The 22953-nt window shown below is 63.8% G+C and carries 24 protein-coding genes; 5 read left to right on the forward strand and 19 right to left on the reverse strand.

Translation table 11 applies throughout. The features are described from left to right. The first annotated feature begins 13 nt into the window (after window positions 1-13). The gene (locus tag ACMGGG_RS04125; RefSeq protein WP_054891789.1) at window positions 14-1231 is read left to right on the forward strand and encodes an argininosuccinate synthase; all 1218 of its coding nucleotides are present in this window, start codon (window positions 14-16) and stop codon (window positions 1229-1231) included. A 59-nt stretch (window positions 1232-1290) separates the two neighbouring features. On the opposite strand, the gene ACMGGG_RS04130 is transcribed toward ACMGGG_RS04125, so the two are convergent. Continuing rightward, on the reverse strand, window positions 1291-1722 hold the full coding sequence (locus ACMGGG_RS04130) for a hypothetical protein (RefSeq protein ID WP_063543440.1): 432 nt from the start codon (window positions 1720-1722) through the stop codon (window positions 1291-1293). 375 nt (window positions 1723-2097) lie between these two features. Between ACMGGG_RS04130 and ACMGGG_RS04135 the strand changes: the two genes are divergently transcribed. Further along, window positions 2098-2724, forward strand: coding sequence for a response regulator transcription factor (locus tag ACMGGG_RS04135; RefSeq protein WP_054925636.1), 627 nt, complete (start codon window positions 2098-2100; stop codon window positions 2722-2724). Between the two features lie 39 nt (window positions 2725-2763). Here ACMGGG_RS04135 and ACMGGG_RS04140 read toward each other — a convergent pair whose 3' ends face one another. From ACMGGG_RS04140 to metG, 8 genes are all read right to left on the reverse strand, one after another. Further along, window positions 2764-2934 carry a PA3496 family putative envelope integrity protein gene (locus ACMGGG_RS04140; protein ID WP_204360753.1) on the reverse strand — a complete coding sequence of 57 codons (171 nt, stop codon included), beginning with the start codon at window positions 2932-2934 and terminating at the stop codon, window positions 2764-2766. Window positions 2935-3038: 104 nt separating this feature from the next. After that, window positions 3039-3677, reverse strand: a complete 639-nt coding sequence (nth, locus tag ACMGGG_RS04145; protein ID WP_054891785.1) for an endonuclease III — start codon at window positions 3675-3677, stop codon at window positions 3039-3041. Between the two features lie 4 nt (window positions 3678-3681). After that, a complete protein-coding gene (locus ACMGGG_RS04150) occupies window positions 3682-4203 on the reverse strand; it encodes an Rnf-Nqr domain containing protein (protein ID WP_414154913.1) in 522 nt (173 codons plus the stop codon). After that, on the reverse strand, window positions 4196-4798 hold the full coding sequence (locus tag ACMGGG_RS04155; RefSeq protein WP_414154914.1) for an RnfABCDGE type electron transport complex subunit G: 603 nt from the start codon (window positions 4796-4798) through the stop codon (window positions 4196-4198). The genes ACMGGG_RS04150 and ACMGGG_RS04155 overlap by 8 nt, the downstream gene beginning before the upstream one ends. Then, a complete protein-coding gene (locus tag ACMGGG_RS04160; protein WP_414154915.1) occupies window positions 4795-5766 on the reverse strand; it encodes an RnfABCDGE type electron transport complex subunit D in 972 nt (323 codons plus the stop codon). The genes ACMGGG_RS04155 and ACMGGG_RS04160 overlap by 4 nt, the downstream gene beginning before the upstream one ends. Beyond that, on the reverse strand, window positions 5753-6532 hold the full coding sequence (locus ACMGGG_RS04165; RefSeq protein ID WP_414154916.1) for an RnfABCDGE type electron transport complex subunit B: 780 nt from the start codon (window positions 6530-6532) through the stop codon (window positions 5753-5755). The genes ACMGGG_RS04160 and ACMGGG_RS04165 overlap by 14 nt, the downstream gene beginning before the upstream one ends. Next, complete coding sequence (locus tag ACMGGG_RS04170; protein WP_414154917.1) at window positions 6529-7062, reverse strand: Rnf-Nqr domain containing protein; 534 nt, start codon at window positions 7060-7062, stop codon at window positions 6529-6531. Before ACMGGG_RS04170 ends, ACMGGG_RS04165 begins: the two co-directional genes overlap by 4 nt. Window positions 7063-7176: 114 nt before the next feature. Next, window positions 7177-9216 carry a methionine--tRNA ligase gene (metG, locus tag ACMGGG_RS04175; protein ID WP_414154918.1) on the reverse strand — a complete coding sequence of 680 codons (2040 nt, stop codon included), beginning with the start codon at window positions 9214-9216 and terminating at the stop codon, window positions 7177-7179. 160 nt (window positions 9217-9376) lie between these two features. Here metG and apbC point away from each other — a divergent pair, with 160 nt between their 5' ends. Then, the gene (gene apbC, locus ACMGGG_RS04180) at window positions 9377-10471 is read left to right on the forward strand and encodes an iron-sulfur cluster carrier protein ApbC (protein ID WP_063543456.1); all 1095 of its coding nucleotides are present in this window, start codon (window positions 9377-9379) and stop codon (window positions 10469-10471) included. Window positions 10472-10600: 129 nt separating this feature from the next. Here the strand turns inward: apbC and ACMGGG_RS04185 are convergent, their stop codons facing one another. After that, window positions 10601-10810: a cold-shock protein gene (locus ACMGGG_RS04185; protein WP_003254922.1), complete on the reverse strand. Its 210-nt coding sequence runs from the start codon at window positions 10808-10810 to the stop codon at window positions 10601-10603. A gap of 325 nt (window positions 10811-11135) precedes the next feature. Between ACMGGG_RS04185 and dcd the strand changes: the two genes are divergently transcribed. Both dcd and ACMGGG_RS04195 read left to right on the forward strand, forming a co-directional pair. Beyond that, complete coding sequence (gene dcd / locus ACMGGG_RS04190) at window positions 11136-11702, forward strand: dCTP deaminase (protein ID WP_003258001.1); 567 nt, start codon at window positions 11136-11138, stop codon at window positions 11700-11702. Between the two features lie 96 nt (window positions 11703-11798). Beyond that, a complete protein-coding gene (locus ACMGGG_RS04195) occupies window positions 11799-12035 on the forward strand; it encodes a hypothetical protein (protein WP_414154919.1) in 237 nt (78 codons plus the stop codon). On the opposite strand, the gene pdeM is transcribed toward ACMGGG_RS04195, so the two are convergent. From pdeM to ACMGGG_RS04240, 9 genes are all read right to left on the reverse strand, one after another. Next, window positions 12036-12692: a ligase-associated DNA damage response endonuclease PdeM gene (pdeM, locus tag ACMGGG_RS04200; RefSeq protein ID WP_414154920.1), complete on the reverse strand. Its 657-nt coding sequence runs from the start codon at window positions 12690-12692 to the stop codon at window positions 12036-12038. 2 nt (window positions 12693-12694) lie between these two features. After that, a complete protein-coding gene (locus ACMGGG_RS04205; RefSeq protein ID WP_414154921.1) occupies window positions 12695-15181 on the reverse strand; it encodes a ligase-associated DNA damage response DEXH box helicase in 2487 nt (828 codons plus the stop codon). 68 nt (window positions 15182-15249) lie between these two features. Further along, window positions 15250-16365, reverse strand: coding sequence for a succinylglutamate desuccinylase/aspartoacylase family protein (locus ACMGGG_RS04210; RefSeq protein WP_414154922.1), 1116 nt, complete (start codon window positions 16363-16365; stop codon window positions 15250-15252). A 93-nt stretch (window positions 16366-16458) separates the two neighbouring features. Continuing rightward, window positions 16459-18123: an ATP-dependent DNA ligase gene (locus tag ACMGGG_RS04215; RefSeq protein ID WP_414154923.1), complete on the reverse strand. Its 1665-nt coding sequence runs from the start codon at window positions 18121-18123 to the stop codon at window positions 16459-16461. Continuing rightward, window positions 18120-19136: a ligase-associated DNA damage response exonuclease gene (locus ACMGGG_RS04220; RefSeq protein WP_414154924.1), complete on the reverse strand. Its 1017-nt coding sequence runs from the start codon at window positions 19134-19136 to the stop codon at window positions 18120-18122. Before ACMGGG_RS04220 ends, ACMGGG_RS04215 begins: the two co-directional genes overlap by 4 nt. 107 nt (window positions 19137-19243) lie before the next feature. After that, on the reverse strand, window positions 19244-21682 hold the full coding sequence (locus tag ACMGGG_RS04225) for a penicillin acylase family protein (RefSeq protein WP_414154925.1): 2439 nt from the start codon (window positions 21680-21682) through the stop codon (window positions 19244-19246). 102 nt (window positions 21683-21784) lie between these two features. Further along, window positions 21785-21988: an SEC-C metal-binding domain-containing protein gene (locus tag ACMGGG_RS04230; RefSeq protein ID WP_012313055.1), complete on the reverse strand. Its 204-nt coding sequence runs from the start codon at window positions 21986-21988 to the stop codon at window positions 21785-21787. A gap of 6 nt (window positions 21989-21994) precedes the next feature. Then, window positions 21995-22471: an LEA type 2 family protein gene (locus ACMGGG_RS04235; protein WP_054891771.1), complete on the reverse strand. Its 477-nt coding sequence runs from the start codon at window positions 22469-22471 to the stop codon at window positions 21995-21997. Next, window positions 22471-22950, reverse strand: a complete 480-nt coding sequence (locus ACMGGG_RS04240; protein WP_063543470.1) for a YchJ family protein — start codon at window positions 22948-22950, stop codon at window positions 22471-22473. Before ACMGGG_RS04240 ends, ACMGGG_RS04235 begins: the two co-directional genes overlap by 1 nt. Window positions 22951-22953: the final 3 nt, after the last annotated feature.

Genomic DNA, 22953 nt, shown 5'->3' on the forward strand with positions numbered 1-22953 from the left:
GTGGAGTGATGGCATGGCGGACGTAAAAAAGGTCGTACTGGCGTATTCCGGCGGCCTTGATACTTCGGTGATTCTCAAGTGGCTGCAAGACACCTACAACTGTGAAGTGGTGACCTTCACCGCAGATCTTGGCCAGGGTGAAGAGGTCGAGCCGGCCCGTGCCAAGGCACAGGCAATGGGCGTCAAGGAAATCTACATCGACGACCTGCGCGAAGAGTTCGTGCGAGATTTCGTCTTCCCGATGTTCCGCGCCAACACCGTGTATGAAGGCGAGTACCTGCTGGGTACCTCCATCGCCCGTCCGCTGATCGCCAAGCGCCTGATCGAAATCGCCAACGAAACCGGCGCTGACGCCATTTCCCACGGTGCCACCGGCAAGGGTAACGACCAAGTGCGTTTCGAGCTGGGGGCCTACGCGCTCAAGCCAGGTGTCAAGGTCATCGCACCATGGCGTGAGTGGGACCTGCTGTCCCGCGAAAAACTCATGGACTACGCCGAGAAGCACGGCATCCCGATCGAGCGTCACGGCAAGAAGAAGTCGCCGTACTCGATGGACGCCAACCTGCTGCACATCTCCTACGAAGGCGGTGTCCTGGAAGATACCTGGACCGAGCACGAGGAAGACATGTGGCGTTGGAGCGTCTCTCCGGAGAACGCCCCTGACCAGGCCACCTACATCGAGCTGACCTACCGCAATGGTGACATCGTCGCCATCGACGGCGTCGAGAAGACCCCGGCCACCGTGCTCGCAGACCTCAACCGCATCGGCGGCGCCAATGGCATCGGTCGCCTGGACATCGTCGAGAACCGCTACGTCGGCATGAAGTCGCGCGGCTGCTACGAGACGCCTGGTGGCACCATCATGCTGCGTGCTCACCGCGCCATCGAGTCGATCACGCTGGACCGCGAAGTCGCTCACCTCAAAGATGAGCTGATGCCCAAGTACGCCAGCCTGATCTACACCGGCTACTGGTGGAGCCCCGAGCGCCTGATGCTGCAGCAGATGATCGACGCTTCGCAGACCAATGTGAACGGTGTCGTGCGCCTGAAGCTGTACAAGGGCAATGTCACCGTGGTGGGTCGCAAGTCGGATGACTCGCTGTTCGACGCCAACATCGCGACCTTCGAGGAAGACGGCGGCGCCTACAACCAGGCCGATGCTGCCGGCTTCATCAAGCTCAACGCACTGCGCATGCGCATTGCCGCCAACAAGGGCCGTTCGTTGCTCTGAGTTTTGGCAAGTTGTAAAACCCGGCCCTTGTTGGCCGGGTTTTTTTTGCCCTTCTGTACCTACAGCGCAATCTTTTCTCCTTTCTTGATGGCACGCACCGACAGTTGGATGCAGGAGTGTGCGCTCAGGTTATAGAGCGTCCAACGCCGTTCGTGCTGTGGGGGTTTAATCAGTTCGGGCAGGATCTCGGTTTCGATGGTCTGGCGCACATCCGACCCGAACAGCGTGGCCGAGGCTGCTTCACCCTCGCCATAATCGTCGGCTGACCGATGTACAGCTCTGTGTTCCGGCGTGTAGAGCGATTCGTAGTTGAAGTTGAGGGTCAGGAAGAACAGTACTGTCAGAAAGAACGGAAACCCTATTAGAAACCAGGTGTACATCACCTGGCTCTCTGGGTTCAGAAACGGTAGCGAGGCGATCGCCGATGCTTCGATGACGCTGGCGAAGATGGCGATAATTCCCAAGGGGGTGATCTTTGCGGGATTATTCATGGCATTCGATCTCCTGGTGTCAGCGCATCTGTATCGCTTCTGGCTCCCTGTGAAAACGTCTGTTCTTTCCTCATCAGGAAAGAACACCGCTTTGCTGGCAGGGCAATAAATCTTTCTTTATCAGAAGATCGAAATGTCCCACCGCTTTGAGGCGTTATCCCCACCTGTCGCTTTTCCTGTTCATGCTAGTTTTCACGAGCATGTTGCCGAATGGATAGACATCGATTAGTGCGGCGCAATGGGTGTAGGAAGTTTCTATTAACGATGTAAGTTTCATCTTTGAGTGCTCTCTATCAGGGAATGGCTGCGCCATTACGCTATTGGCTCGGTTATCTTGGCGTGTCAAAACTAGAATAATGGATCAATGGATATCCCATGAATAAAGTACTTATCGTGGATGATCATCCGGTCATTCGCTTGGCCGTACGTATGTTGATGGAGCGGCATGGATATGAAGTGGTGGCGGAAACGGACAATGGGGTGGATGCGCTGCAACTGACCCGAGAGTGTCTGCCGGATATCGTCGTGCTCGATATCGGTATACCCAAACTCGACGGTCTGGAAGTGATCGCACGGATGACCGCTGCAAGTCCGGGCAGCAAGGTATTGGTACTGACATCGCAGGCACCGGGGCATTTCTCCATGCGTTGCATGCAGGCCGGGGCTGCAGGTTATGTGTGCAAACAGCAGGAATTGACCGAGCTGCTCAGTGCAATCAAGGCCGTGCTGTCGGGTTACAGCTACTTTCCCAACCAGGCGTTGCACAAGACCCGCAGCGGTGTCACTGGCGGCAGTGAGACGGAGATGGTCGAACGCCTCTCAGGGCGTGAAATGATGGTATTGCAACAGTTGGCAAGGGGGCGCACGAACAAGGAAATCGCTGACAGCATGTTTCTCAGCAACAAAACTGTCAGCACCTACAAGACCCGACTGCTACTCAAGCTCAATGCCCGGTCATTGGTCGATCTGATCGAGCTGGCCCAGCGTCATGGCTTGGCCTGAAACAGAAAAGCCTCCTTTGCGGGAGGCTTTTTCGCAGCGCTACAGATCGTAATCGAAATCAGCCAGCTGCCTTTGCAGGCGCCGTTCTTCCAACAGATTGTCGATGGTGCGGCGTTTGCTGAGGTTGGTCTTCGCGGTTTCTACCTGGGGTTCGTCTTCGTCCTGCGCAGCGAAATCATCTTCGATCAGCTCGTCTTTATCGGTGCTCATGTGTCACTCCAAGCCAAAGGGCCATTGGCCGTCCTTATAGCGAGAATCACGGAGTCGGTAAAAAAGATTTTTTCAATCGAATTGGTTGGTTTTTCGCTATTGCCTCAATCGTCAGAGGTCTTGTCCCTGTACTCGCACAAGTCTTCGATCCTGCAGCTGCCGCAGCGTGGCTTGCGTGCCTGGCAGACGTAGCGCCCGTGGAGAATGAGCCAGTGGTGGGCGTCGAGCAGGTAATCCCTTGGTACGAATTTCATCAGCTTCTTCTCGACGTCCAGTACCGTCTTGCCCGGCGCGATGCCGGTGCGATTGCTGACGCGGAAGATGTGCGTATCGACCGCCATGGCCAGTTGGCCAAAGGCGGTATTGAGCACCACGTTCGCAGTCTTGCGACCGACGCCGGGCAATGCCTCTAGTGCTTCGCGCGTTTGCGGGACTTCGCTGCCGTGTTGCTCTATCAGCAAGCGGCAGGTCTCGATGACGTTCTTCGCCTTGCTGTTGTAAAGGCCGATGGTCTTGATGTATTCGCTCAAACCCTCGACCCCCAGGGCATAAATAGCCTCGGGTGTATTGGCGATAGGGTAGAGCCGCGCGGTCGCCTTGTTGACGCCGACATCCGTCGCCTGCGCGGAAAGGATGACGGCAATCAGCAGTTCGAAGGGCGTGGTATAGGCCAATTCGGTTTTTGGTTCAGGATTGTCTTCGTGCAGCCTGCGGAAGATCTCCAGGCGTTTGGCGGCATTCATGAGGTCAAAGCGTTCCTTGACGGCTTGAGGTGGCAGGGGCCGGACGCAGGCGATTGTACAAGGCCAGGAGCAGGCCGAGCAGTATCAATGCGCCGGGTGTCAGGACCGCCAGGTGGATGCCGGCACTCTGTCCCAGCCATTGGCGGCAGGCACCCAATATCAGGTACAGGCCCATCAGGCCCAGCAGATGCCGGATGAGCGCCGGCCAGCGCGCAGTGCGCGGCGCCAGGGCATCCACAGCGACGCAGTGCAGGCTCAGCAGGGCAGGATAATGGCCCAGGCTCAGCGCCAGCGGGAGCGCCCAGGCGTTCAGGCCCAATTGCAGGCAGCTCGCCAGGGCGGCGGCGAGTATCAGGCTGGCGATGATCCGCGGGGCACCGATCATGCGGCGCAGAGGTCGCATCAGCGCTTGGTGGCCGACTACCAGCAACAGGGTCGACAATCCGATTGCCAGCGCGTTCGCCAGGGTCTGGGTGGCGCCGAGCAAAGGGGCCAGGGCACTGCCCAGCAGCCAGAACCTATTCATCGGTGGTGTGCTCCAACAGACTGCTGCGATGTGCATCGAAGTAGCGCAGGGCATCCTGCAAGGCCGCCATCACTGCGCGTGAGGTGACGGTGGCGCCGGCCAACTGGTCGAAGTCGCCTTGATCGCGTTTCACCGCCCAGTTGGCCTCTGCGCCTTGCCGGTCGAATTGCTCAATCCAGTGGCTCGCACGGTCGCCTAGTTGCCCGCCGAGCCCCGGGCTTTCTTCCTGTGCCAGCACCCGTGTAGCGATCAGGCGGCCATGGGGATCGATGGCGATCGACAGCATGATGGGGCCAGCATATCCCTGGGTCTGGCTGCGTAGCACGATGGCACTGGTAGTGCCGACCAGGGTTGCGCGGTAGCCGCCCAGTAGCCGACTGTGCTGCAGTTCAGTGTTGGTAATAGGTAGAGGCGCTTGCAGTGGATCGTTGTCGTATCGCTGTGGGGGCAGCACCGCCAGCCATTGTTGTTCTTGCAGCTCTCGTGCGGCATCGGCAATGGGCGCAGATGTCCACTGCCGCCAGACCAGGGTGGCGGCGACGGCCAAAACGGCGGCCAAGGCAAGGTAGAGCAGGTCGCGCAGCCTCGCGTTCATGATGTGAGGGCCTGGCGCCGGGCTGCAAGGCGATCGAGCGCCGGTGCTCCCAGGTTCATCAGCAGTACGGCGAAAGCCGTGCCGTCGGGGTAGCTGCCCCAGGTGCGTATCAAGTAGATCAGCAGCCCGCAGCCGATGCCGAACAATAGGCGGGCTAGCGGCAGGCGAGGGCCGGACACTGGTTCGGTGGCGATGAAGAAGGCCGCCAGCATGGTCGATCCGCTGAACAGGTGCAGCAACGGTGAGCCGTGAGAGTCCGACCCCGAGCCGTTCCAGAACAGCAGGCTGACGACGAGTAGCGCACCCAGTAGCCCCGCTGGGGCATGCCAGGTGAACACGCGGCGCTGCAGGAGAAAGATGCCGCCCAGCAGGAATGCCAGGTTCAGCCATTCGCTGATGCGCCCACCGAGGTTACCGAAGCCGGGGTTGCTGGCGAACAGCTCGTCGACAGTCAGGCTGCGGTTGTGGCGCAGCACGTCGAGTACCGTGGGGCCGGCCCAGGCATCGATCTGCGAGCCGTCGCCTAATACCAGGCCCAGGCTGTCTGCCAGTTGGAGGTTGCCCGTCGGCCAGTGGGTCATTTGCAGCGGGAAGCTCAGCAGCACGAAGGCGTATCCCAGCATGGCCGGGTTGAACGGATTGCGGCCGACGCCGCCGAATGCGTGCTTGCCCAGGGCGATCGCCACCAGCACCGCGGTCATCGGCAGCCACCAGGGAGCCAGGGCGGGCAGGGCGATCGCCAGCAGCACGGCGCTGACCAGCGCGCTGCCGTCGCTGAGGAACGGGCGTATTGGCTGGCCACGCAGATACAGCGATACCGCCTCGCAGGTCAGTGCCGTTGCGCTGCACAACAGCAGGTTGAACAGCACGCCCCAACCCTGCAACCAGAGCAGGCATAGCAGGCCAGGGACACAGGCCAGCAGCACCTGGCCCATGGCATTGCGCTGGCGGCTGTCAGGCGCCTGCATGGCCCGGTCCGGCCACTAGCGCATCGAGCTGTTGCTGCGCCTTCTGCGCTGCCGCCTCCAGTCGCTGGACCTGCGCATGCTGTGCCTGGTCCGCTGTCGCGCCCAGGGCGCCACGCGCGGCGTTCAACTGAGCACGGCTCATGGCCGCAGCGATCTTGGCCCGTTTCAGCGCGCTCTCCTGATCAGCCCCTTGCGTGCCGGTGATGCGCTGAACTCGGCCTTGGCGCTCGGCCTGGCGGCGCGTTTCTTCGCGCTGCAGACGCAGGGTTCGTTGTTCGTGGCGCAGCCGTGCCTGATTGCGACGATGGCTGCGAGCGACCAAATGCCCGGCGGTCTGCGCCAGTCCACCGACGATCGGCACCAGGTTGTCCGGCAGTGGCAGCAGCTCGATGCAGTCGACCGGGCAGGGCGCCAGGCACAGGTCGCAGCCGGTGCATTCGCTGGCGATCACGGTATGCATCAGCTTGCTGGCACCAACGATGGCATCTACCGGGCAGACCTGGATGCACTTGGTGCAGCCGATGCACTCGGCTTCGCGGATGAAGGCGACCTGCGCTGGCGCCGCGCGGCGCTCGGGGGCCGGGGCGATCACTGGCACCTGCAGCAGTTGAGCCAGGGCTGCGATGGTTTCGCTGCCGCCAGGCGGGCATTTGTTGATCGCTTCGCCCGCCGCCAGGCCTTCTGCGTAAGGTCGACAGCCTGCGTGATCGCATTTGCCACACTGGGTCTGCGGTAGCAGGGCGTCGATGTGGTGAATCAGGTTCATTGTGTGAACAGTCCATTGAGGCCAGAAAAGGCCATGGCCATGACTCCGGCACTGATCAGCTCGATCGGCAGGCCGCGAAAAGCGCGGGGAACATCAGGATGATCGAGACGCTGGCGCAGGTCGTCGAACAATACCAGTGCCAGCCAGAACCCCATTCCCAGGGCCAGCGCCCAGGCGCCAGTAACGGCTGGGCTGGATTGCGCTGTGGCCAACTGCAACAGCAAGCCTAGCACCGCGACATTACCCAGCAGCAGCGGCGCCAGGTTCTGTAACGGCCAATGAGGGCGCAGGCGCGCCAGTGCCGTTGGGATGCCCCACGCCAGCAGCGCCAGCAATGGCAACGCCAGCAACAGTTGCAGCCCTGCCAGCTGCGGCTGGCGCAGCAACAGGGCCACGGGCACCATCAACAGCATCGACAGTGCGCTGCACAGGCCGAGCAGGTGCAGGCGTGCACGGTCGGGCGTGCCGCTGTGCAGGATCAGGTGATTGACCAGCGCGGCGCTGACCAGAACCAGGACGAAATCGCTCATGGAGGTGCCGAGGGCCGGGGATGGAACGATTATCCGGCAGGGAGCAGGCATTGGAAATGCCCAAAGAGGAGGCAAGCCAGGGGATCGCCGGACGATCCCCTGGGCAAGAAGGTCTTACTTGATACGCTGACCTGGCTTGGCGCCGCTGTCCGGGCTCAGCAGGTAGATCTCTTCACCGCCAGGGCCGGCGGCCATGACCATGCCTTCGGAAACACCAAAGCGCATTTTCCGAGGTTTGAGGTTGGCTACCATCATGGTCAGTCGGCCTTCGAGCTTCGATGGGTCCGGGTAGGCCGACTTGATGCCGGAGAACACGTTGCGACGCTCGTCGCCGATGTCGAGGGTGAGTTGCAGCAGCTTGTCAGCACCGGCCACGGCCTCGGCCTTGACGATCAGCGCCACCCGCAGGTCGACGGCGGCGAAGGTGTCGAACTCGATCTCGGCCGACAGCGGGTCCTTGTCCAGCTCGCCGTTGCCGGCAGGCGCCTTGCCTTCGGCGGCCAGCAGGTCTTCCTTGCTGGCGGCGACCATGGCTTCGACTTTGGCTGGCTCGATGCGGCTCATCAGGGCCTTGAACGGGTTCAGCTTGTGGTTTTCCAGGCGCGACTGCAGGTCGTTCCACTCAAGCGGTGCGACGTTGAGGAAGGCCTCGGCGTCGGCGGCCAGCACTGGAAGTACCGGCTTGAGGAAGATCACCAGTTGGCGGAACAGGTTGATGCCCTGGGCGCAGATGGCCTGGACTTCATCCTGCTTGCCTTCCTGCTTGGCCAGCGACCACGGTGCCTTGTCGGCGATCCAGGCGTTGGCGCGGTCGGCCAGGGCCATGATTTCGCGCATGGCACGGCCAAAGTCACGGGCCTCGTAGGCTTCGGCGATCGAGGGTGCGGCGGCCAGGAAGGCTTCGGTCAGCTCCGGTGCGGCGTCGCCAGCAACCATTACGCCTTCATTGCCCTTGTGGATGAAGCCTGCGCAGCGGCTGGCAATGTTGACCACCTTGCCGACCAGGTCGGAGTTGACCTTCTGCACGAAGTCCTCGAGGTTCAAGTCGAGATCGTCGACCCCACGGCCCAGCTTGGCTGCGTAGTAGTAGCGCAGGTACTCGGGCTGCAGGTGGTCGAGGTAGGTGCGCGCCTTGATGAAGGTGCCGCGCGACTTGGACATCTTCGCGCCGTTGACCGTCAGGTAGCCGTGCACGTTGACGGCAGTCGGCTTGCGGAAACCTGCACCTTCGAGCATGGCGGGCCAGAAGAGGGCGTGGAAGTTGACGATGTCCTTGCCGATGAAGTGATACAGCTCGGCTTTGGAGTCTGCGTTCCAGAACGCGTCGAAGTCCAGCTCCGGGCGGCGGTCACAGAGGTTCTTGAAGCTCGCCATGTAGCCGATCGGCGCATCCAGCCAGACATAGAAGTACTTGCCCGGCTCGCCCGGAATCTCGAAGCCGAAGTACGGTGCGTCACGGGAAATGTCCCACTCCTGCAGACCGGAATCCAGCCACTCGGCGAGTTTGTTGGCGACCGCTTCCTGCAAGGTGCCACTGCGTGTCCACTGCTGCAGCATGACCTGGAAATCGGGCAGCTTGAAGAAGAAGTGCTGGGAGTCGCGCAGTACTGGCGTGGCACCCGAAATCGCCGACTTGGGGTTCTTCAGCTCGGTGGGGGCATAGGTGGCACCGCACTTCTCGCAGTTGTCGCCATACTGGTCCTCGGTCCCGCACTTGGGGCAGGTGCCCTTGATGAAGCGGTCGGCCAGGAACATGCCCTTCTCGGGGTCGTAGTACTGGGTCACGGAGCGATTGGCGATGTGCCCGGCTTCACGCAGGCGCGTGTAGATCAGGCTCGACAGCTCGCGGTTCTCTTCGCTGTGGGTGGAGTGGAAGTTATCGAACTCGACCAGGAAGTCGGCGAAGTCACTGCTGTGCTCGGCCTGGACGTTGGCAATCAACTGCTCGGGCGTGATGCCTTCTTTCTCTGCGCGCAGCATGATCGCCGAACCGTGGGCGTCGTCGGCGCAGACATAGATGCACTGGTTGCCACGCAGTTTCTGGAAGCGTACCCACATGTCCGTCTGGATGTACTCAAGCATATGGCCAAGATGGATGGATCCATTGGCATAGGGCAGGGCGCTGGTGACGAGAATCTGGCGTGGCTCGGACATGGTGGCTCGGCTACTTATCTGGCGACGGGTAAAAATTGAGGATGATCGGCCACTATAAAGGGCTGGGAAATATATTTCACCCCGCACACGCATCTGCTGACGGTTGACGGGTTAGCATAGGCGCCTGATTCACTTTTTTCGGAATGCCACGGGAGTCTCCATGAGTGCCGTAACACGTGCCGCCATTGAAGGCGTGCTTCGCCAGTACACCGACCCCTACCTGAACCAGGACCCGGTCAGCGCCGGTTGCGTGCGGGCGATCGACATTCAAGGTGGGCAGGTCAGTGTGCAGTTGCAGCTGGGCTATGCCGCTGCACTGTTTCGCAACGGCTGGGCTCAGGTATTGCAAACGGCGATCGAGAACCTCGAAGGCGTGACGTCTGCGCAGGTGAGCATCGATACGCTGATCGCCACGCACAAGGCCCAGGCCCAGGTGCCTGCGCTGGCCAATGTGAAGAATGTCATTGCCGTGGCTTCGGGCAAGGGCGGCGTCGGCAAGTCGACCACTGCCGCCAACCTGGCCTTGGCCCTGGCTCGCGAGGGCGCGAGGGTCGGTATTCTCGATGCGGACATCTACGGCCCAAGCCAGGGTGTGATGTTCGGGATCCCCGAAGGCACCCGCCCGCAGATTCGCGAGCAGAAGTGGTTCGTGCCGATCAAGGCCCATGGCGTCGAGGTGATGTCGATGGCGTTCCTGACCGACGACAACACACCGATGGTCTGGCGTGGCCCGATGGTTTCCGGCGCCTTGCTGCAACTGGTGACCCAGACCGCCTGGGACGACCTGGACTACCTGGTGATCGACATGCCGCCGGGCACTGGCGACATTCAACTGACCCTGGCGCAGAAAGTGCCGGTAGCCGGTTCCGTGATCGTCACCACCCCGCAGGACCTGGCGCTGCTGGATGCGAAGAAGGGTGTCGAGATGTTCCGCAAGGTCAACATCCCGGTCCTCGGTGTGGTGGAGAACATGGCGGTGCACATCTGCTCGAACTGCGGTCATGCCGAGCACCTGTTCGGTGAAGGTGGCGGTGAGAAGCTGGCGGCGCAGTATGGTGTCGAGTTGCTGGCGTCGTTGCCGCTGTCGATGCTGATTCGCGAGCAGGCAGACAGCGGCAAGCCGACAGCGATCGCCGAGCCGGAAAGCCAGATTGCCATGGTCTACCAGGAGCTGGCCCGTCAGGTGGGGGCTCGGATTGTGCTACAGGAAGCGGCGGCGCCGGCAATGCCGAGCATTACCATCAGCGAAGATTGATCCGCTGGTTTACGCAAGCCCAGCAGGAGCGGCACAAGCCGTTCCTGCTGGGCTTGCGTCGTTTTGTGCAGGCACAAAAAAACCCGCCGGAAGGCGGGTTTTTTTTGAAAGCGAGGAAGCTAAATCGACTTAGGCGATTTGAACTTCTTCAGCCTGCATGCCTTTCTGGCCGCGGGTAGCGACGAAAGTAACAGCCTGGCCTTCTTTCAGGGTTTTGAAGCCGTCAGCCTGGATGGCTTTGAAGTGTACGAACAGGTCGTCACCCGACTGAGGAGTGATGAAGCCGTAGCCCTTCTCATCGTTGAACCACTTAACAACACCGGATTGGCGATTGGACATGTGTCTGTCTCCTTGGACAAAGTAGATTTCGGCTCAGGAATTGCCCTGGCCGGGACTGAGTGCAAAGAGAGCGGAAAATTCAGCGATGGGCCGATCAGGATCGTGCATCAAACAGATTCTCGGTGTCACGTGCAGCACAGTGGCGCCACCTTACCCCACTTTCCGCAAGCTGCCAATGGCCAACAGCGGCTTTGATGAAATTCGGATCGGCGGGTGGCCAGCCCCCGTCCGACGCGGGATAGGGGCAGGGAACTTTAACGCGCGCGCCAGGACCGGTAAGATGCGCATCTCGTTTTTTCACCTCGTACTTTCAGGACATCCCGCCATGAGCATCAAATCGGACAAGTGGATTCGCCGCATGGCGCAGGAACACGGCATGATCGAGCCGTTCGTCGAGCGCCAGGTGCGGGGCGAACAGGACAGCCGGGTGATCTCCTTCGGTGTCTCCAGCTACGGCTACGACGTACGGTGCGCCGATGAATTCAAGGTGTTCACCAACATCAATTCGGCCACCGTCGATCCGAAGAACTTCGATGCCGGCAGCTTCGTCGACATCAAGAGCGACGTCTGCATCATCCCGCCGAACTCCTTCGCCCTGGCCCGTACTGTCGAGTACTTCCGCATTCCGCGCGATGTCCTGACCATCTGCCTGGGCAAGAGCACTTATGCCCGCTGCGGCATCATCGTCAACGTCACCCCTCTGGAGCCGGAGTGGGAGGGGCACGTCACCCTCGAGTTCTCCAACACCACCACTCTGCCGGCCAAGATCTACGCCAACGAAGGCGTGGCCCAGATGTTGTTCCTGCAATCCGATGAAGAGTGCGAGGTGTCGTACAAGGATCGCGGCGGCAAATACCAGGGCCAGCGCGGCGTCACGCTGCCACGTACCTGAGCCGACGAGCTGGGGGAATTAGTTCCCCTTTTGCCACTCCAACGAGGTAAGTCCCCGGCGTGCATGACGTACGCCGGCCCTCGTCAGGAGCAGCCCATGAAACTCGATCCTGCAATCAGCGCGAAGCTGGCCGTCCTGCAGCCGAACCAGATCGGCATGATGGCCTGGACTCTGCTCGCGCACCCGCATCCGCCGACGGATCTGCACGCCGGTGGCGTCCCGCACCAGCCTGATCCCGATACCCCGCACCCCCCCGAGCCTGGCGAGCACCCGCCGATGGAGCCGGGCGAGCCGACCTTGCCCGACGAGCCGCCTCCGGCGCCAGTCGCCTGATCAGGCCGGCACTGCCCAGACCCGTTGATCGCCCACGACGAACAGGCGGGCGCCGGGCTCTGGTTGCACCGTCCAACCGCCGGTGAACTCGCCGAACGCCGGCAGCAGGCTGACCTTTGCGTGGAACATGAAGCACGCCAGGCGCAGGCGTTGGCGGCCACGACCACGCAGGACGCACGCCGGATGGACATGGCCTGCGATCACCGGATGCTCGGGGTGAGCGCCGGTCTCGTGCTGTAGCGCGAATGGCGGCAGTAGCAAAGGCTCGTCGACAACTTCAATGGCGAGCTCCTGCGGCGGATCGCCAGCATGACGGTCGTGATTGCCTCGCACCAGGACCACCCGTAACCCTGGGTGCCGTTCGCGCCATGCAGCTACACGGGCCAGGGTGGCAGGTGCTCGCGCACTACGTGCGTGGAGAAAGTCGCCGAGCACGATCAACTGCTGGCAATCGTAATGCTGCAAGAGCGTGTCCAGGCGATCCAGGGTCGCCTGGGTAGTACCGCGTGGCACCGGTTGGTGCAGGGCGCGGTAGCTGGCGGCCTTGCCAATGTGCAGGTCGGCAACCAGAAGGGCGCGCCGGGCTGGCCAGTAGAGCGCTTTTTCAGGTAACAGCCACAGCGTTTCGCCGCAATGTTCGATCGCCAGGTGGTGCACGTTCAGGATTTCCTCCGTTCAGTTCCCGCAAGGTCGCTCATGGTTCGGCTCGCCGCCTTTTCGAGATCCGCCACCATCCGGGCGATGCGGTCTGCCAGTTTTTCCGTGCTCAGGGTTTCGCGCATGCCCTCGACCAATAGGGCGAAGGCCAGCGGCCCGGGCCGGCGCAAGGCGTGCAGATCGAGGCGCAATCCTGACATTTTTTGCAACTGCTGATGCAGGCGCTCGATCTCCAGCTCCTCACGCAGCACCTCGTCACGCGCCTGGCCCAGCAGCAGATTGCCAGCGTCATGCTTGCGAAACACCTCGTAGAACAGACCACTGGAGGCCTGGAGCTGGCGCGTGCTTTTCTGCGCGGCGGGATAGCCGCCGAATACCAGCCCGGCGATCTGGGCAATTTCACGAAAGCGCCGCAGCGCCATCTCGCCAGCATTCAGACTGGCCAGCACATCTTCCAGCAAATTGTCCGCAGCCAGTGCATCGGGCAAGTGCGCGGCCCAGTCCACAGGGCTTGCTGCGAGCAGTTCGAAGCCGTAGTCATTGACCGCGATCGATACCGACAGCGGCTGCACGCGGCTGACCCGCCAGGCGATCAGGTTGGCAAGGCCCAGATTGGCCATGCGCCCGGCAAAGGGATAGAGAAACAGGTGCCAGCCCTGGCGCGAGTGCAGGGTTTCGGCCAGCAATGTGCGCTGTGTGGGCAGGCCCGACCAGCTCGCCTGAAGTGTCAGCAGGGGGCGAACGGCATGCATTTCCGCGCCTTCGTAGCGGCCGTGGGCTGCTGCATCCAGACGCTCGACCAGCGCCTGCGCCAGCTCGCTCGACAGCGGCATACGTCCGCCATTCCAGCGTGCTACCGCCGCCTTGCGCGCGGTGCTGCGGCGCACGTAGGCGGTCATGTTCTCGACCCTTACCAGCTCCAGGATACGTCCGCCGAACAACAGCGCGTCACCGGGCTTGAGACGGGCAATGAAAGATTCCTCCACACTGCCCAGCGACTTGCCGCCGCCCCCTTTGCTCCAGTACTTCAACTGCAGGCTGGCGTCGCTGACGATGGTGCCGATACCCAGACGATGACGCCGGGCGAGGCGCTCGCTGGCCACGCGCCAGATGCCGTCGGGGTACGCTGCGACGCGCTGGTAGTCCGGGTAGGCGGTGAGCGAGCTGCCGCCATTGCGCACAAATGACAGTGCCCATTGCCACTGGCTCTCTTCGAGATCGCGAAAGGCCCAGGTGCTGCGAACCTCCTCGAACAGTTCGGCCGGTCGGAAACCACTGCCCAGCGCCATGCTGACCAGGTGCTGGACCAGCACGTCCATGCTCAGGCGCGGCGAATAGCGTGCCTCGATATGCCCGGCAGCCAGCGCCTGGCGTGCCGCGGCCGCTTCCACCAGTTCAAGGCTGTGGGTTGGTACCAGGGTCACCCGTGAGGTACGCCCAGGTGCGTGCCCAGAGCGGCCTGCACGTTGCAGCAGGCGGGCGATGCCTTTGGCCGAGCCGATCTGCAGGACGCGTTCGACGGGCAGGAAATCCACTCCCAGGTCGAGGCTCGAGGTGCAGACCACCGCCTTCAGCGTGCCCTGCTTGAGGCTGCGCTCGACCCAGTCACGGGCGTGCCGGGCAAGCGATGCGTGGTGCAGGGCGATCAGTCCCGCCCACTCGGGATGCGCCTCGAGCAGGGCTTGGTACCAGAGCTCGGCCTGGGCGCGGGTGTTGGTGAACACCAGGCTGCTGGCGCTGGCCTCGATCTCGGCGCTGACCTGGGGGAGCATCTTCAGCCCTATGTGCCCGGCCCAGGGGAAGCGTTCGATCGCGCTCGGCACCAGGGTGTCGACCAGGATGCGCTTGTCCTGACGGCCCTGAACCAGTCGCCCGCCGGCAGGCAGCAAGACCTCAAGGGCGTGCGGCAGGTTGCCGAGGGTGGCCGAAAGCCCCCACACCACCAGTTGCGGCTGCCAGCGCCGCAGCCGGGCCAGGGCCAGTTGCAACTGCACGCCGCGCTTGTTGCCGAGCAGTTCGTGCCATTCATCGACCACCACCAGGCGCAGGCTGGCGAAGTCGGCGGCAGCCTGTTCGCGGGTCAGCAGCAGGGTGAGGCTTTCGGGAGTGGTGACCAGCGTGCTGGGCAGGCGCCGGGCCTGGCGTGCACGTTCGGCACTGGTGGTGTCACCGCTGCGTACGCCGATGGTCCAGTTCAGCCCCAATTCGTCCAGCGGTGCTTGCAGCGCGCGCGCGGTATCGCTGGCCAGGGCGCGCATCGGTGTGATCCACAGCACCTGGAGTGGCGCCGGTCGGCGTGCGTCGTGCAACTGTGCGAAAGCGCGCAGGGCGCCGAGCCAGACGGCGTAGGTCTTGCCGCTGCCGGTGCTGGCATGCATCAGGCCCGACTCGCCGCGCTGGATCGCCGCCCAGACGCTGCGCTGGAAGGCGAAAGGCTTCCAGTTGCGGGAGGCGAACCAGGTGTTGGCGAGGTCGGAAGGGGATGGCATCGGCGGCCGGTCTCGTCGAAGGCTGTGCTTCTACAGACCGGCCGCAAGGTGCTTTGGTTTGATCGGGATCAGTTGGCCAGCAGATAGCCGCTGCGGCAGACCTTTTCCCCTGCGACATGGGCGATCACCATGCCGGTGGTGGCCATGCGCCGGACGCTGCGGGCGTAGAGCAGCCCGCCCTGGACGTTGCGGATCGGCGTCACCCGGTCGCTGAGCGGATCGATGACCTCGGCGATCAGTTGCCCAGGCTCCAGGTACTGCCCCGGTTTTGCGTGGAACACCAGCAGGCCGCCCAGCGGCGCGATCAATGGCTCCACGGCAGCCAGCGGGGTGGCGGGCTGGCGCAGCGGCGGCAATGCCGCGGGCTGACCTCCGATCACCCCGCTGTGGGTGAGGAAGTCGAGGATTGCCTGGCAGTCCTGGCTTGCCAGCTCGTGGTTGACATCGGCCTGGCCGCGCAGCTCGATGGTCACCGAGAAGCTGCCCATGGGGATCGGGAAACGCTTGGCAAAACGCTGCTGCAGTTGCCACCACACCAGGCTGAAGCACTCGTCGAACGACTGCCCGCCGGAGTCGGTGGCCAGCAGGCTGGCCTGGGCGCCGAGATAGCGCGCCAGCGGCTCGACCTGGGGCCAGGCTTCGGGCGTGGTGTAGAGGTGTTCGACGGCTTCGAAGTCGCAGTGCAGGTCCAGCACCATGTCGGCGTCGCAGGCCAGGCGCTGCAAGGCCAGGCGCTGGGATTGCAGGGGGGTGACGGCGGGGTGGCTGTCGAGCCCGCGGCGCAGGTATTCCCGGATCAGCGAGAGGTTGTGTGCCGGGTCTTGCGTGAGGTGGCTTTCGATCTGGTCGCCGATGCTGTCGGACAGGTCGACGAAGTTGCGATTGAAGTTTTCCCCGCTCTGCAGTTCGAAGCGCCCCAACGGTGCGTCCAGCAGCACCTGTTCCAGACCCACCGGGTTGGCCACCGGCACCAGCACCACCTCGCGGCGCAGCAGACCTTGCTGGTGCAGTTCGTTCAGGCGCTGCTTGAGGTGCCAGGCCACCAGCATGCCGGGCAATTCGTCGGCGTGCAGCGAGGCCTGGATGTACACCTTGCCGCCACCGCGTGGGCCGAAGTGAAAGCTGTGCAACTGACGGCAGATGCCGGGGACGGGGGACAGCAGTTCGTGGGTCGAGTGATGCATGGGGGTCCTGGTCTGCGCTGGGCTGTGAACATGGGCGACTGGAAATAGAAGCACAAACCGGGGCTTTGTGCATGCTGGTGTGCGTACAAGCAGCTATACAGGGCCCAGCAAGCTCTGCAGGGTTGCCAGGTCGTCGGCCTCCTCGACCGGTTTGTCGAGCCTCCAGCGCAGCATGCGCGGGAAGCGTACGGCGATGCCGCTCTTGTGTCGCTTGGACAGGGCAATGCCTTCGAACCCCAACTCGAAGACCAGCGTCGGGGTGACGCTGCGTACCGGGCCGAAGGTTTCCACAGTGGTCTTGCGGATGATCGCATCGACCTTGCGCATCTCTTCGTCGCTCAAGCCTGAATAGGCTTTGGCGAAGGGCACCAGGTTGCGTTGCGCTGTTCCTGGAGGGGCATCCCAGACTGCGAAGGTGTAGTCGCTATAGAGGCTGGCGCGTCGGCCATGGCCGCGCTGGGCGTAGATCAGCACGGCGTCGACGCTGAACGGGTCGACCTTCCATTTCCACCACAGGCCCAGGTCCTTGGTGCGGCCGACGCCGTACAGGGCATCGCGCCGCTTCAGCATGAGCCCTTCCACCCCCAGGTTGCGCGACTGCTCACGTTGCTCGGCCAGGGCTATCCAGTTCGGTGCCTGCACCAGGGGTGAAAGCAGCACGGGGGCCAAGGGGTACTCGACCAGCACGCGTTCCAGTTGCACCCGGCGCTCGTGCTGTGGGCGGTTTCGCCAGTCCTCGCCGTGCCATTCCAGCAGGTCGTAGGCTTGCAGCACCACCGGCGCATCGGCCAGCAGTTTGCGGCCCAGGGTCTTGCGGCCCAGCCGCTGCTGGAGCAGGGCAAAGGGCTGCACTGCCAGACTGTCGTCGCCGGCGCCGGGCTTCCATACCAGAATCTCGCCATCGAGCACGGTGCCATCAGGCAATGTCTCTGTCAGGCTGTGCAACTCGGGAAAACGCTCGGTGACCAGTTCCTCGCCCCGTGACCAGATCCACAGCTGGCCCTCGCGCTTGACCACCTGAGCGCGGATGCCATCCCACTTCCATTCTGCCTGCCAGTCATCGACCGGGCCGAGCAGTGTCTCGAACTGTTCCAGTGGCGCCTGCAGTGCGTGGGCGAGAAAGAACGGATAGGGCTGGCCGCCGCGCTGGGCGTGTTCGTCGTCGGACTCGGGGGCGATCAGCTTCAGGTAGCTTTCAGCAACGGGGCGATGAGCCAGGTCGGTATAGCCGACCAGGCGCTGGGCCACACGCTTGGCATCCAGCCCCGACAACTGCGCCAGCGCACGGGTGACCAGCAGCTTGGAGACGCCGACACGGAAGCTGCCGGTGATCAACTTCAGGCAGAGCATCAGGCTGGGGCGGTCCAACCTTTCCCAGAGTGTCGGCAAGCGCTGGCGCACCTCATCCGCCGGTTGCCCGCGCAAGGGCAGCAGGTGCTGCTCGACCCACACGGCCAGGCCCTCGTCGGTATCGTGGCGGTGCTGGGGCAACAGCAGGGAAATGGCCTCGGCCAGGTCGCCGACAGCCTGGTAGCTCTCCTCGAACAGCCAGTCGGGCAGGTCTGCCAACTGCGTGGCCAGCTCGCGTAGCAGACGGGTTGGCACCAGTTGGCGCGGGCGGCCTCCGGCCAGGAAGTACACCGCCCAGGCCGCATCGGCGGCGGGAGCCTCGGCGAAATAGTCGCGCAGGGCTTGCAGCTTGGCGTTGCTCGAAGTGGTGGCGTCCAGGCGCAGGTAGAGTTCGGCAAAGGCCTTCATGTGGCGCTCTCCGGCGCGGGCGTGTCGTCTTCCTCGCCGTACTCGGTGGCGAAGGCTCGGGCGTCCAGGCCCTGTTCGCACAGGTAGCGCACCAGCACGTTGACCGAGCCATGGGTGACCATGACCCGTTCAGCACCGGTTTCGCCGATTGCCCACAGCAGCCCAGGCCAGTCGGCATGGTCGGAGAGTACGAAGCCGCGATCGACACCACGCCGGCGTCGGGTGCCACGCAGCAGCATCCAGCCACTGGCGAAGGCATCGCTGTAGTCGCCGAAACGGCGCATCCAGCTACTGCCGCCTGCAGAGGGTGGTGCCAGCACCAGGGCTTGGCGCAGGCGTGGATCGTTGCGTGGCAGATCGCCAGCGTACAGGGTCTCGGGCAGGGCGATCCCGGCTTCGCGGTAGACGCGGTTGAGCGGCTCGACCGCGCCGTGCACCACGATCGGCCCTATGCCTGCGTCCAGCCCGTGGAGAATGCGCTGGGCTTTGCCGAAGGCGTAGCAGAACAGCACGCTGGCCTTGCCCTGGTCCCGATTGGCACGCCACCAGGCGTTGATGCCTTCGAACACCTCGGCCTGCGAGGGCCAGCGATAGATCGGCAGGCCGAAGGTGGATTCGGTGATGAAGGTGTGGCAGCGCACCGGCTCGAACGGCGCGCAGGTGCCGTCTGGCTCAACTTTGTAGTCGCCCGAGGCGACCCACACCTGGCCCTGGTGTTCAAGGCGCACCTGGGCCGAGCCGAGCACGTGGCCGGCAGGGTGGAAGCTCAAGGTGATGCCGTGATGCTGGAGGCGTTCTCCATAAGGCAGGGTTTGCAGGTGGATGTCCTGGCCAAGACGGCTGCGCAGGATACCGGCGCCGGGTTCGGCACACAGGTAATGGCCGTTGCCGGTGCGCGCATGGTCGCCGTGCCCATGGGTGATCACCGCACGGTCAACCGGGCGCCAGGGGTCGATGTAGAAGTCCCCGGGCGGGCAGTACAGGCCTTCGGGGCGGGCGATGACGAGGTCCATGGCGTTCGCGCTGGCTGAGGTTACAAGTTAGGAGCGCAGCGCTGGCCCGGAAGTTCGGATGACATGGTGCTGACGAGCGGCCCGGACGAGCCGCTCGGGGTAGCCGCCTACTTGCCCGGCACCAGCGTCAGGCGTTGGCTGCCATAGGCGCGGGCAAAGTTCTGCGGTTGCACGGGCAGGCTCATGAAGCGCCCCTTGAACCAGGCGTCCAGGCCGTCACTGTAGTGAGGGCTGGCGGGGTTGCCGGACTGGCCGCTGCTGGTCAGGATCTGCAGCGGTTCGGCCTGGCCGAAGTCGACGACCATGCGTGCGGAGGCTGGCAGGCTGGTTTCGAAACCGTTGCCCCAGGCGTAAGGGGTCAGGGCCAGGGTGCTGAAGTCACCGCCGGTGGCCATCGGCGCGCGGCTGACGGTGTCGCCGAGCCCGTAGTAGTTCGGTGCTGGCCAGCGGTACTGGTGCAGCTTGCCCCATTGCCAGGCACGCCGGTCGGCGCCAATCTGTGCGACACCGGCATCCACCGCGGCGGCCAGGCTGCGGGCGAGGATGGTCGGTTTGTCTTCTTTCTGCGGCGTGCTGCGGTCATCCCAGAACGGACTGTCTTCGCGACCAAGCAGGTGGTCGGCCTGGGCCGAGTACGACAGCCGGGCGTTGCTGACAAACGCTTGCCAGGCCGGGCTGGACTCGGGGCCAAGCTCGTCGAGGAAGGTCTGGCGGGTGACGGCCTGGAGGAACAGTTCGTACAGCGCCGCATCGGCCGAGACTGGGCTCAGGCGGCCATCGAAAGCCTTGAGCCGGGTCAGGGCTTCACGAGCCTTGTCGCGCTGCTCGGCGGGCAGGGCATCGATGGCCTGCTTGAGCGGCTGGGCCATGCCCGGGGCCTCGAACATGCGCTTGAGCTTGTCGGCCAGCAGCGTGACCTGGTCGTTCTGCAGGGCCATCAGGCTACGGCTGTCATGACGCCCGTTACCGGCCAACTGGCCCAGGCGCTCCGCGCGTTCAGGGTAGTACCAGGTGCTGGACAGCTGCATGCCGTAGCCCTTGGGCAGGCTGCGCTGGTTGGCATGGCCGATCCAGCCGCTGGGCGGGTCCTGGTCGTAGGGGTGGAGCATCGCATCGGCGAAACCGTCCCAGTCGAAGCGTCCGTCCCAGCCTGGCGAAGGCAGCAGGCCCTGGCCTTCGCGGCGATTGGGGTAACGACCACTGACCTGCCAGCCAATGTGCTCGGGCTCGGCGAAGACGAAGTTCAGCGCAGCGGCGCCGATTTCGCGGGTGCTGTCGAAGGCGCGTTCGAGGTTGCTGGCGCGGGTCAGGTCGAACAGCGCATCGAGGCTCTTGTCGTCCTTGAGCTGCGGCAGGTGCAGGGCCAGGCCATAGCCGTTGCCGGGTTGGCCGAGCAGGGTGCCGTGGCGGGTGTCGTACAGCACTTCGCGCACCGGGCGCTGGCCGCGCACGAAGAAGGTTTCGTTACGCGCGCGGGCCGGCTGCCACTTGCCGTCGGCCAGGTAGGTGAGTTGGCTGCCCTGGCGGCGCAGTTGCTCAAGGAACAGGTCCTGGTTGTCGGCCATCACCGCGCTGCTGCTCCAGGCCAGCTTGCCGTTGTAGCCGGCCAGCACGATCGGCAGGCCGGGCAGCGACAGGCCGGCGACCTGGTACTTGCCTGTGTGAATCTGTACCGGGCTCAGCGCCCAGGCGGCGCGGCTGTCGCTGGCCAGCAGGCTCTTGCCGCTGCGGCTGCGCAGAGGGCCCAGGGCCAGGTTCGAGGAACCGGGGCTGCCCAGCAAGTCGAGGTCGGCAAGCTTCTGGCTGGCGGCAGCGACGTCGTTCAGGCCGGGGATCTGGCTGGCCAGGTTGATGCCTTTGAGCTTGTCGGTCTCGCCCTCGGCCAGAGGCTCGTCGGGTGCACCTGGCAGCAGCCAGGCGAGCTTGTCGCTGCCGACCTTCTGCGCCAAGATCAAGGCCGAGAGTTCCTCCTGCAGGTTCACCGATTGGCTGAAGGCGTAGAGGCTGAAGATCAGCGCCGAGTCTTCGGGCTTCCAGTATTCGGGGCGATAGCCGCTGCGGGCGAGTTCGGCCGGCAGCTTGTCGCGGTAGCGGAACAGATAGGCGTTGACCCCGCGGGCATAGACCTCGAAGAAGCGCTTCAGGCGCGGCGAGGCGTCGGCATACAGCTGGCCGGCGCTCTGCTTGAGGTTGGCGGCGCGCATCAGGCGGTCGATGTCCAGGGCTTCGGAGCCAGCGATCTCGGCCAGTCGCCCTTGGGCGAGCAGGCGCATGGCGACCATCTGTTCGATGCGGTCGCCCGCATGGACGTAGCCGAGGCTGAACAGCGCATCGTGGAAACTGCTGCTCTCGATCAACGGTGCGCCCATGGCGTTGCGTCGGACCGAGACGTTCTGCGCCAGGCCTTTGAGTGGCTGGACGCCGGTGGTCGGTGGCACGCTGTCCTGGTAGCCGCCCATCTGGCAGCCGGCGAGCCCGAGCATGCCGAGCAGCACTGCGCTGGTGCCGAACCGAGGGCGGAAGGGAGGAAACACGGGGGCGGCCATGACGAAGGCTCCTGGGGGGCGTGGCGGGGTCGGAAAGGCGCTAAAGGTAGGGCGGCGCGCGCCGGGCTGCAAGCGGCAAACGCAACGCCACCCGGAGCGGCGTTACGCGCCGTGGCACTTCTTGAATTTCTTTTCGCTGCCGCACGGGCATGGATCGTTGCGTCCGACGTCCTTCAGGGCGTTGCGCACCGGTTCCTGGTGGCCGTGGTTGCAGTGGGGGCCGTGCACATGGCCGTGGTCATGATCATGGTGATGATCGTGACCGTGGTTGCAGTCTGGGCCATGGACATGGGGTTGCTGGGTCATTGCGGGTTACTCCGGTTGAAGATCGCCGGGGATTATCTCACCACTGCGCGACAAGTGCAGGTCCCGTCGACTGATCAGGCCGGTATTGAGTTCGCCTTGCAGGGTGTAGTGCAGCGGATCGCCGCTTTTCAGCAGTTTGGCGAGGGGCTTGAGGTGCTGCCACAGGTTGGTGCGCGCGGTGATCTTGAAGGTACGCCGGGCATGTCCGCCGACACTGCGCCAGACACTGGTCTCGTCCTGCACCAGCAGCAGGTCGTTGAGCCGGATTGCGTACGACAGGTTGCGGATGAACAGGCGGCTGTCGTTGGGGTTGTCGATGCGCAGGTGCAGGATGAACTCCTGCTGGTGCAGGCGCGCCTTGACGGTTTCCACCCTGACCAGGTGCACCTCAGGCTCGCGCCAGTGGTTGCCGCCCCATCCCGCACAGCCACCCAGCAAGGCCAGGGTGAGGCCAAGCAGGAGCAGTCGGGCCAGGGCGCTCATCATCGGTTACCGAGGTAGCTGGCGCAGCATTTCTTGAACTTCTGCCCGCTGGCGCAGGGGCAGGGGTCGTTGCGCCCCGCCTTGAGCTCGACGGTCGGATCGATGAAGTACCAGCGCCCGGCGTTCTGCACGAAAGCCGAGCGCTCGCGGTGCTGGTGGTCGCCCTGCTGGTCGTGCCAGCGTGCCGTGAAGGTGACGAACGCATGTTCCGGTTGCCCACCCAGGACCTGCGCACTTTCCACCTCCAACCCCAGCCAGGTGCTCTGTGCACTCCAGGCGGCAATGCCGGCGCGGTCCAGCCCGGCCTGCTGGGCGGGAAGCGTGGTGGCTACCAGGTAATCCACCAGCCCCAGCACATAGGCGCTGTAGCGCGAGCGCATCAGCGTCTGGGCATCCGGTGCCGGGGTGCCGGCATGGTAGTGCCCGCAGCATGCGTCGAGAAGATTGCCGCTGCCACAGGGGCAGACCGAGACACTCATGAA

Origin of the sequence: Pseudomonas sp. BNK-44-b (assembly GCF_047456245.1) — a bacterium.
Lineage (GTDB): Bacteria > Pseudomonadota > Gammaproteobacteria > Pseudomonadales > Pseudomonadaceae > Aquipseudomonas > Aquipseudomonas machongensis.

Excerpts from the sequence above, each read along its gene's own strand:
- ACMGGG_RS04220 (WP_414154924.1), bottom strand. The coding sequence starts at position 19,136 with ATGGACCTCGTCATCGCCCGCCCCGAAGGCCTGTACTGCCCGCCCGGG.
- dcd (WP_003258001.1), top strand. The coding sequence starts at position 11,136 with ATGAGCATCAAATCGGACAAGTGGATTCGCCGCATGGCGCAGGAACAC.
- ACMGGG_RS04165 (WP_414154916.1), bottom strand. The coding sequence starts at position 6,532 with ATGAACCTGATTCACCACATCGACGCCCTGCTACCGCAGACCCAGTGT.
- ACMGGG_RS04205 (WP_414154921.1), bottom strand. The coding sequence starts at position 15,181 with ATGCCATCCCCTTCCGACCTCGCCAACACCTGGTTCGCCTCCCGCAAC.
- ACMGGG_RS04240 (WP_063543470.1), bottom strand. The coding sequence starts at position 22,950 with ATGAGTGTCTCGGTCTGCCCCTGTGGCAGCGGCAATCTTCTCGACGCA.
- metG (WP_414154918.1), bottom strand. The coding sequence starts at position 9,216 with ATGTCCGAGCCACGCCAGATTCTCGTCACCAGCGCCCTGCCCTATGCC.
- ACMGGG_RS04195 (WP_414154919.1), top strand. The coding sequence starts at position 11,799 with ATGAAACTCGATCCTGCAATCAGCGCGAAGCTGGCCGTCCTGCAGCCG.
- ACMGGG_RS04230 (WP_012313055.1), bottom strand. The coding sequence starts at position 21,988 with ATGACCCAGCAACCCCATGTCCATGGCCCAGACTGCAACCACGGTCAC.
- ACMGGG_RS04210 (WP_414154922.1), bottom strand. The coding sequence starts at position 16,365 with ATGCATCACTCGACCCACGAACTGCTGTCCCCCGTCCCCGGCATCTGC.
- ACMGGG_RS04170 (WP_414154917.1), bottom strand. The coding sequence starts at position 7,062 with ATGAGCGATTTCGTCCTGGTTCTGGTCAGCGCCGCGCTGGTCAATCAC.
- ACMGGG_RS04135 (WP_054925636.1), top strand. The coding sequence starts at position 2,098 with ATGAATAAAGTACTTATCGTGGATGATCATCCGGTCATTCGCTTGGCC.
- ACMGGG_RS04160 (WP_414154915.1), bottom strand. The coding sequence starts at position 5,766 with ATGCAGGCGCCTGACAGCCGCCAGCGCAATGCCATGGGCCAGGTGCTG.
- ACMGGG_RS04150 (WP_414154913.1), bottom strand. The coding sequence starts at position 4,203 with ATGAATAGGTTCTGGCTGCTGGGCAGTGCCCTGGCCCCTTTGCTCGGC.
- ACMGGG_RS04125 (WP_054891789.1), top strand. The coding sequence starts at position 14 with ATGGCGGACGTAAAAAAGGTCGTACTGGCGTATTCCGGCGGCCTTGAT.
- ACMGGG_RS04130 (WP_063543440.1), bottom strand. The coding sequence starts at position 1,722 with ATGAATAATCCCGCAAAGATCACCCCCTTGGGAATTATCGCCATCTTC.
- ACMGGG_RS04155 (WP_414154914.1), bottom strand. The coding sequence starts at position 4,798 with ATGAACGCGAGGCTGCGCGACCTGCTCTACCTTGCCTTGGCCGCCGTT.
- ACMGGG_RS04185 (WP_003254922.1), bottom strand. The coding sequence starts at position 10,810 with ATGTCCAATCGCCAATCCGGTGTTGTTAAGTGGTTCAACGATGAGAAG.
- ACMGGG_RS04140 (WP_204360753.1), bottom strand. The coding sequence starts at position 2,934 with ATGAGCACCGATAAAGACGAGCTGATCGAAGATGATTTCGCTGCGCAG.
- ACMGGG_RS04225 (WP_414154925.1), bottom strand. The coding sequence starts at position 21,682 with ATGGCCGCCCCCGTGTTTCCTCCCTTCCGCCCTCGGTTCGGCACCAGC.
- apbC (WP_063543456.1), top strand. The coding sequence starts at position 9,377 with ATGAGTGCCGTAACACGTGCCGCCATTGAAGGCGTGCTTCGCCAGTAC.
- nth (WP_054891785.1), bottom strand. The coding sequence starts at position 3,677 with ATGAATGCCGCCAAACGCCTGGAGATCTTCCGCAGGCTGCACGAAGAC.
- ACMGGG_RS04215 (WP_414154923.1), bottom strand. The coding sequence starts at position 18,123 with ATGAAGGCCTTTGCCGAACTCTACCTGCGCCTGGACGCCACCACTTCG.
- ACMGGG_RS04235 (WP_054891771.1), bottom strand. The coding sequence starts at position 22,471 with ATGAGCGCCCTGGCCCGACTGCTCCTGCTTGGCCTCACCCTGGCCTTG.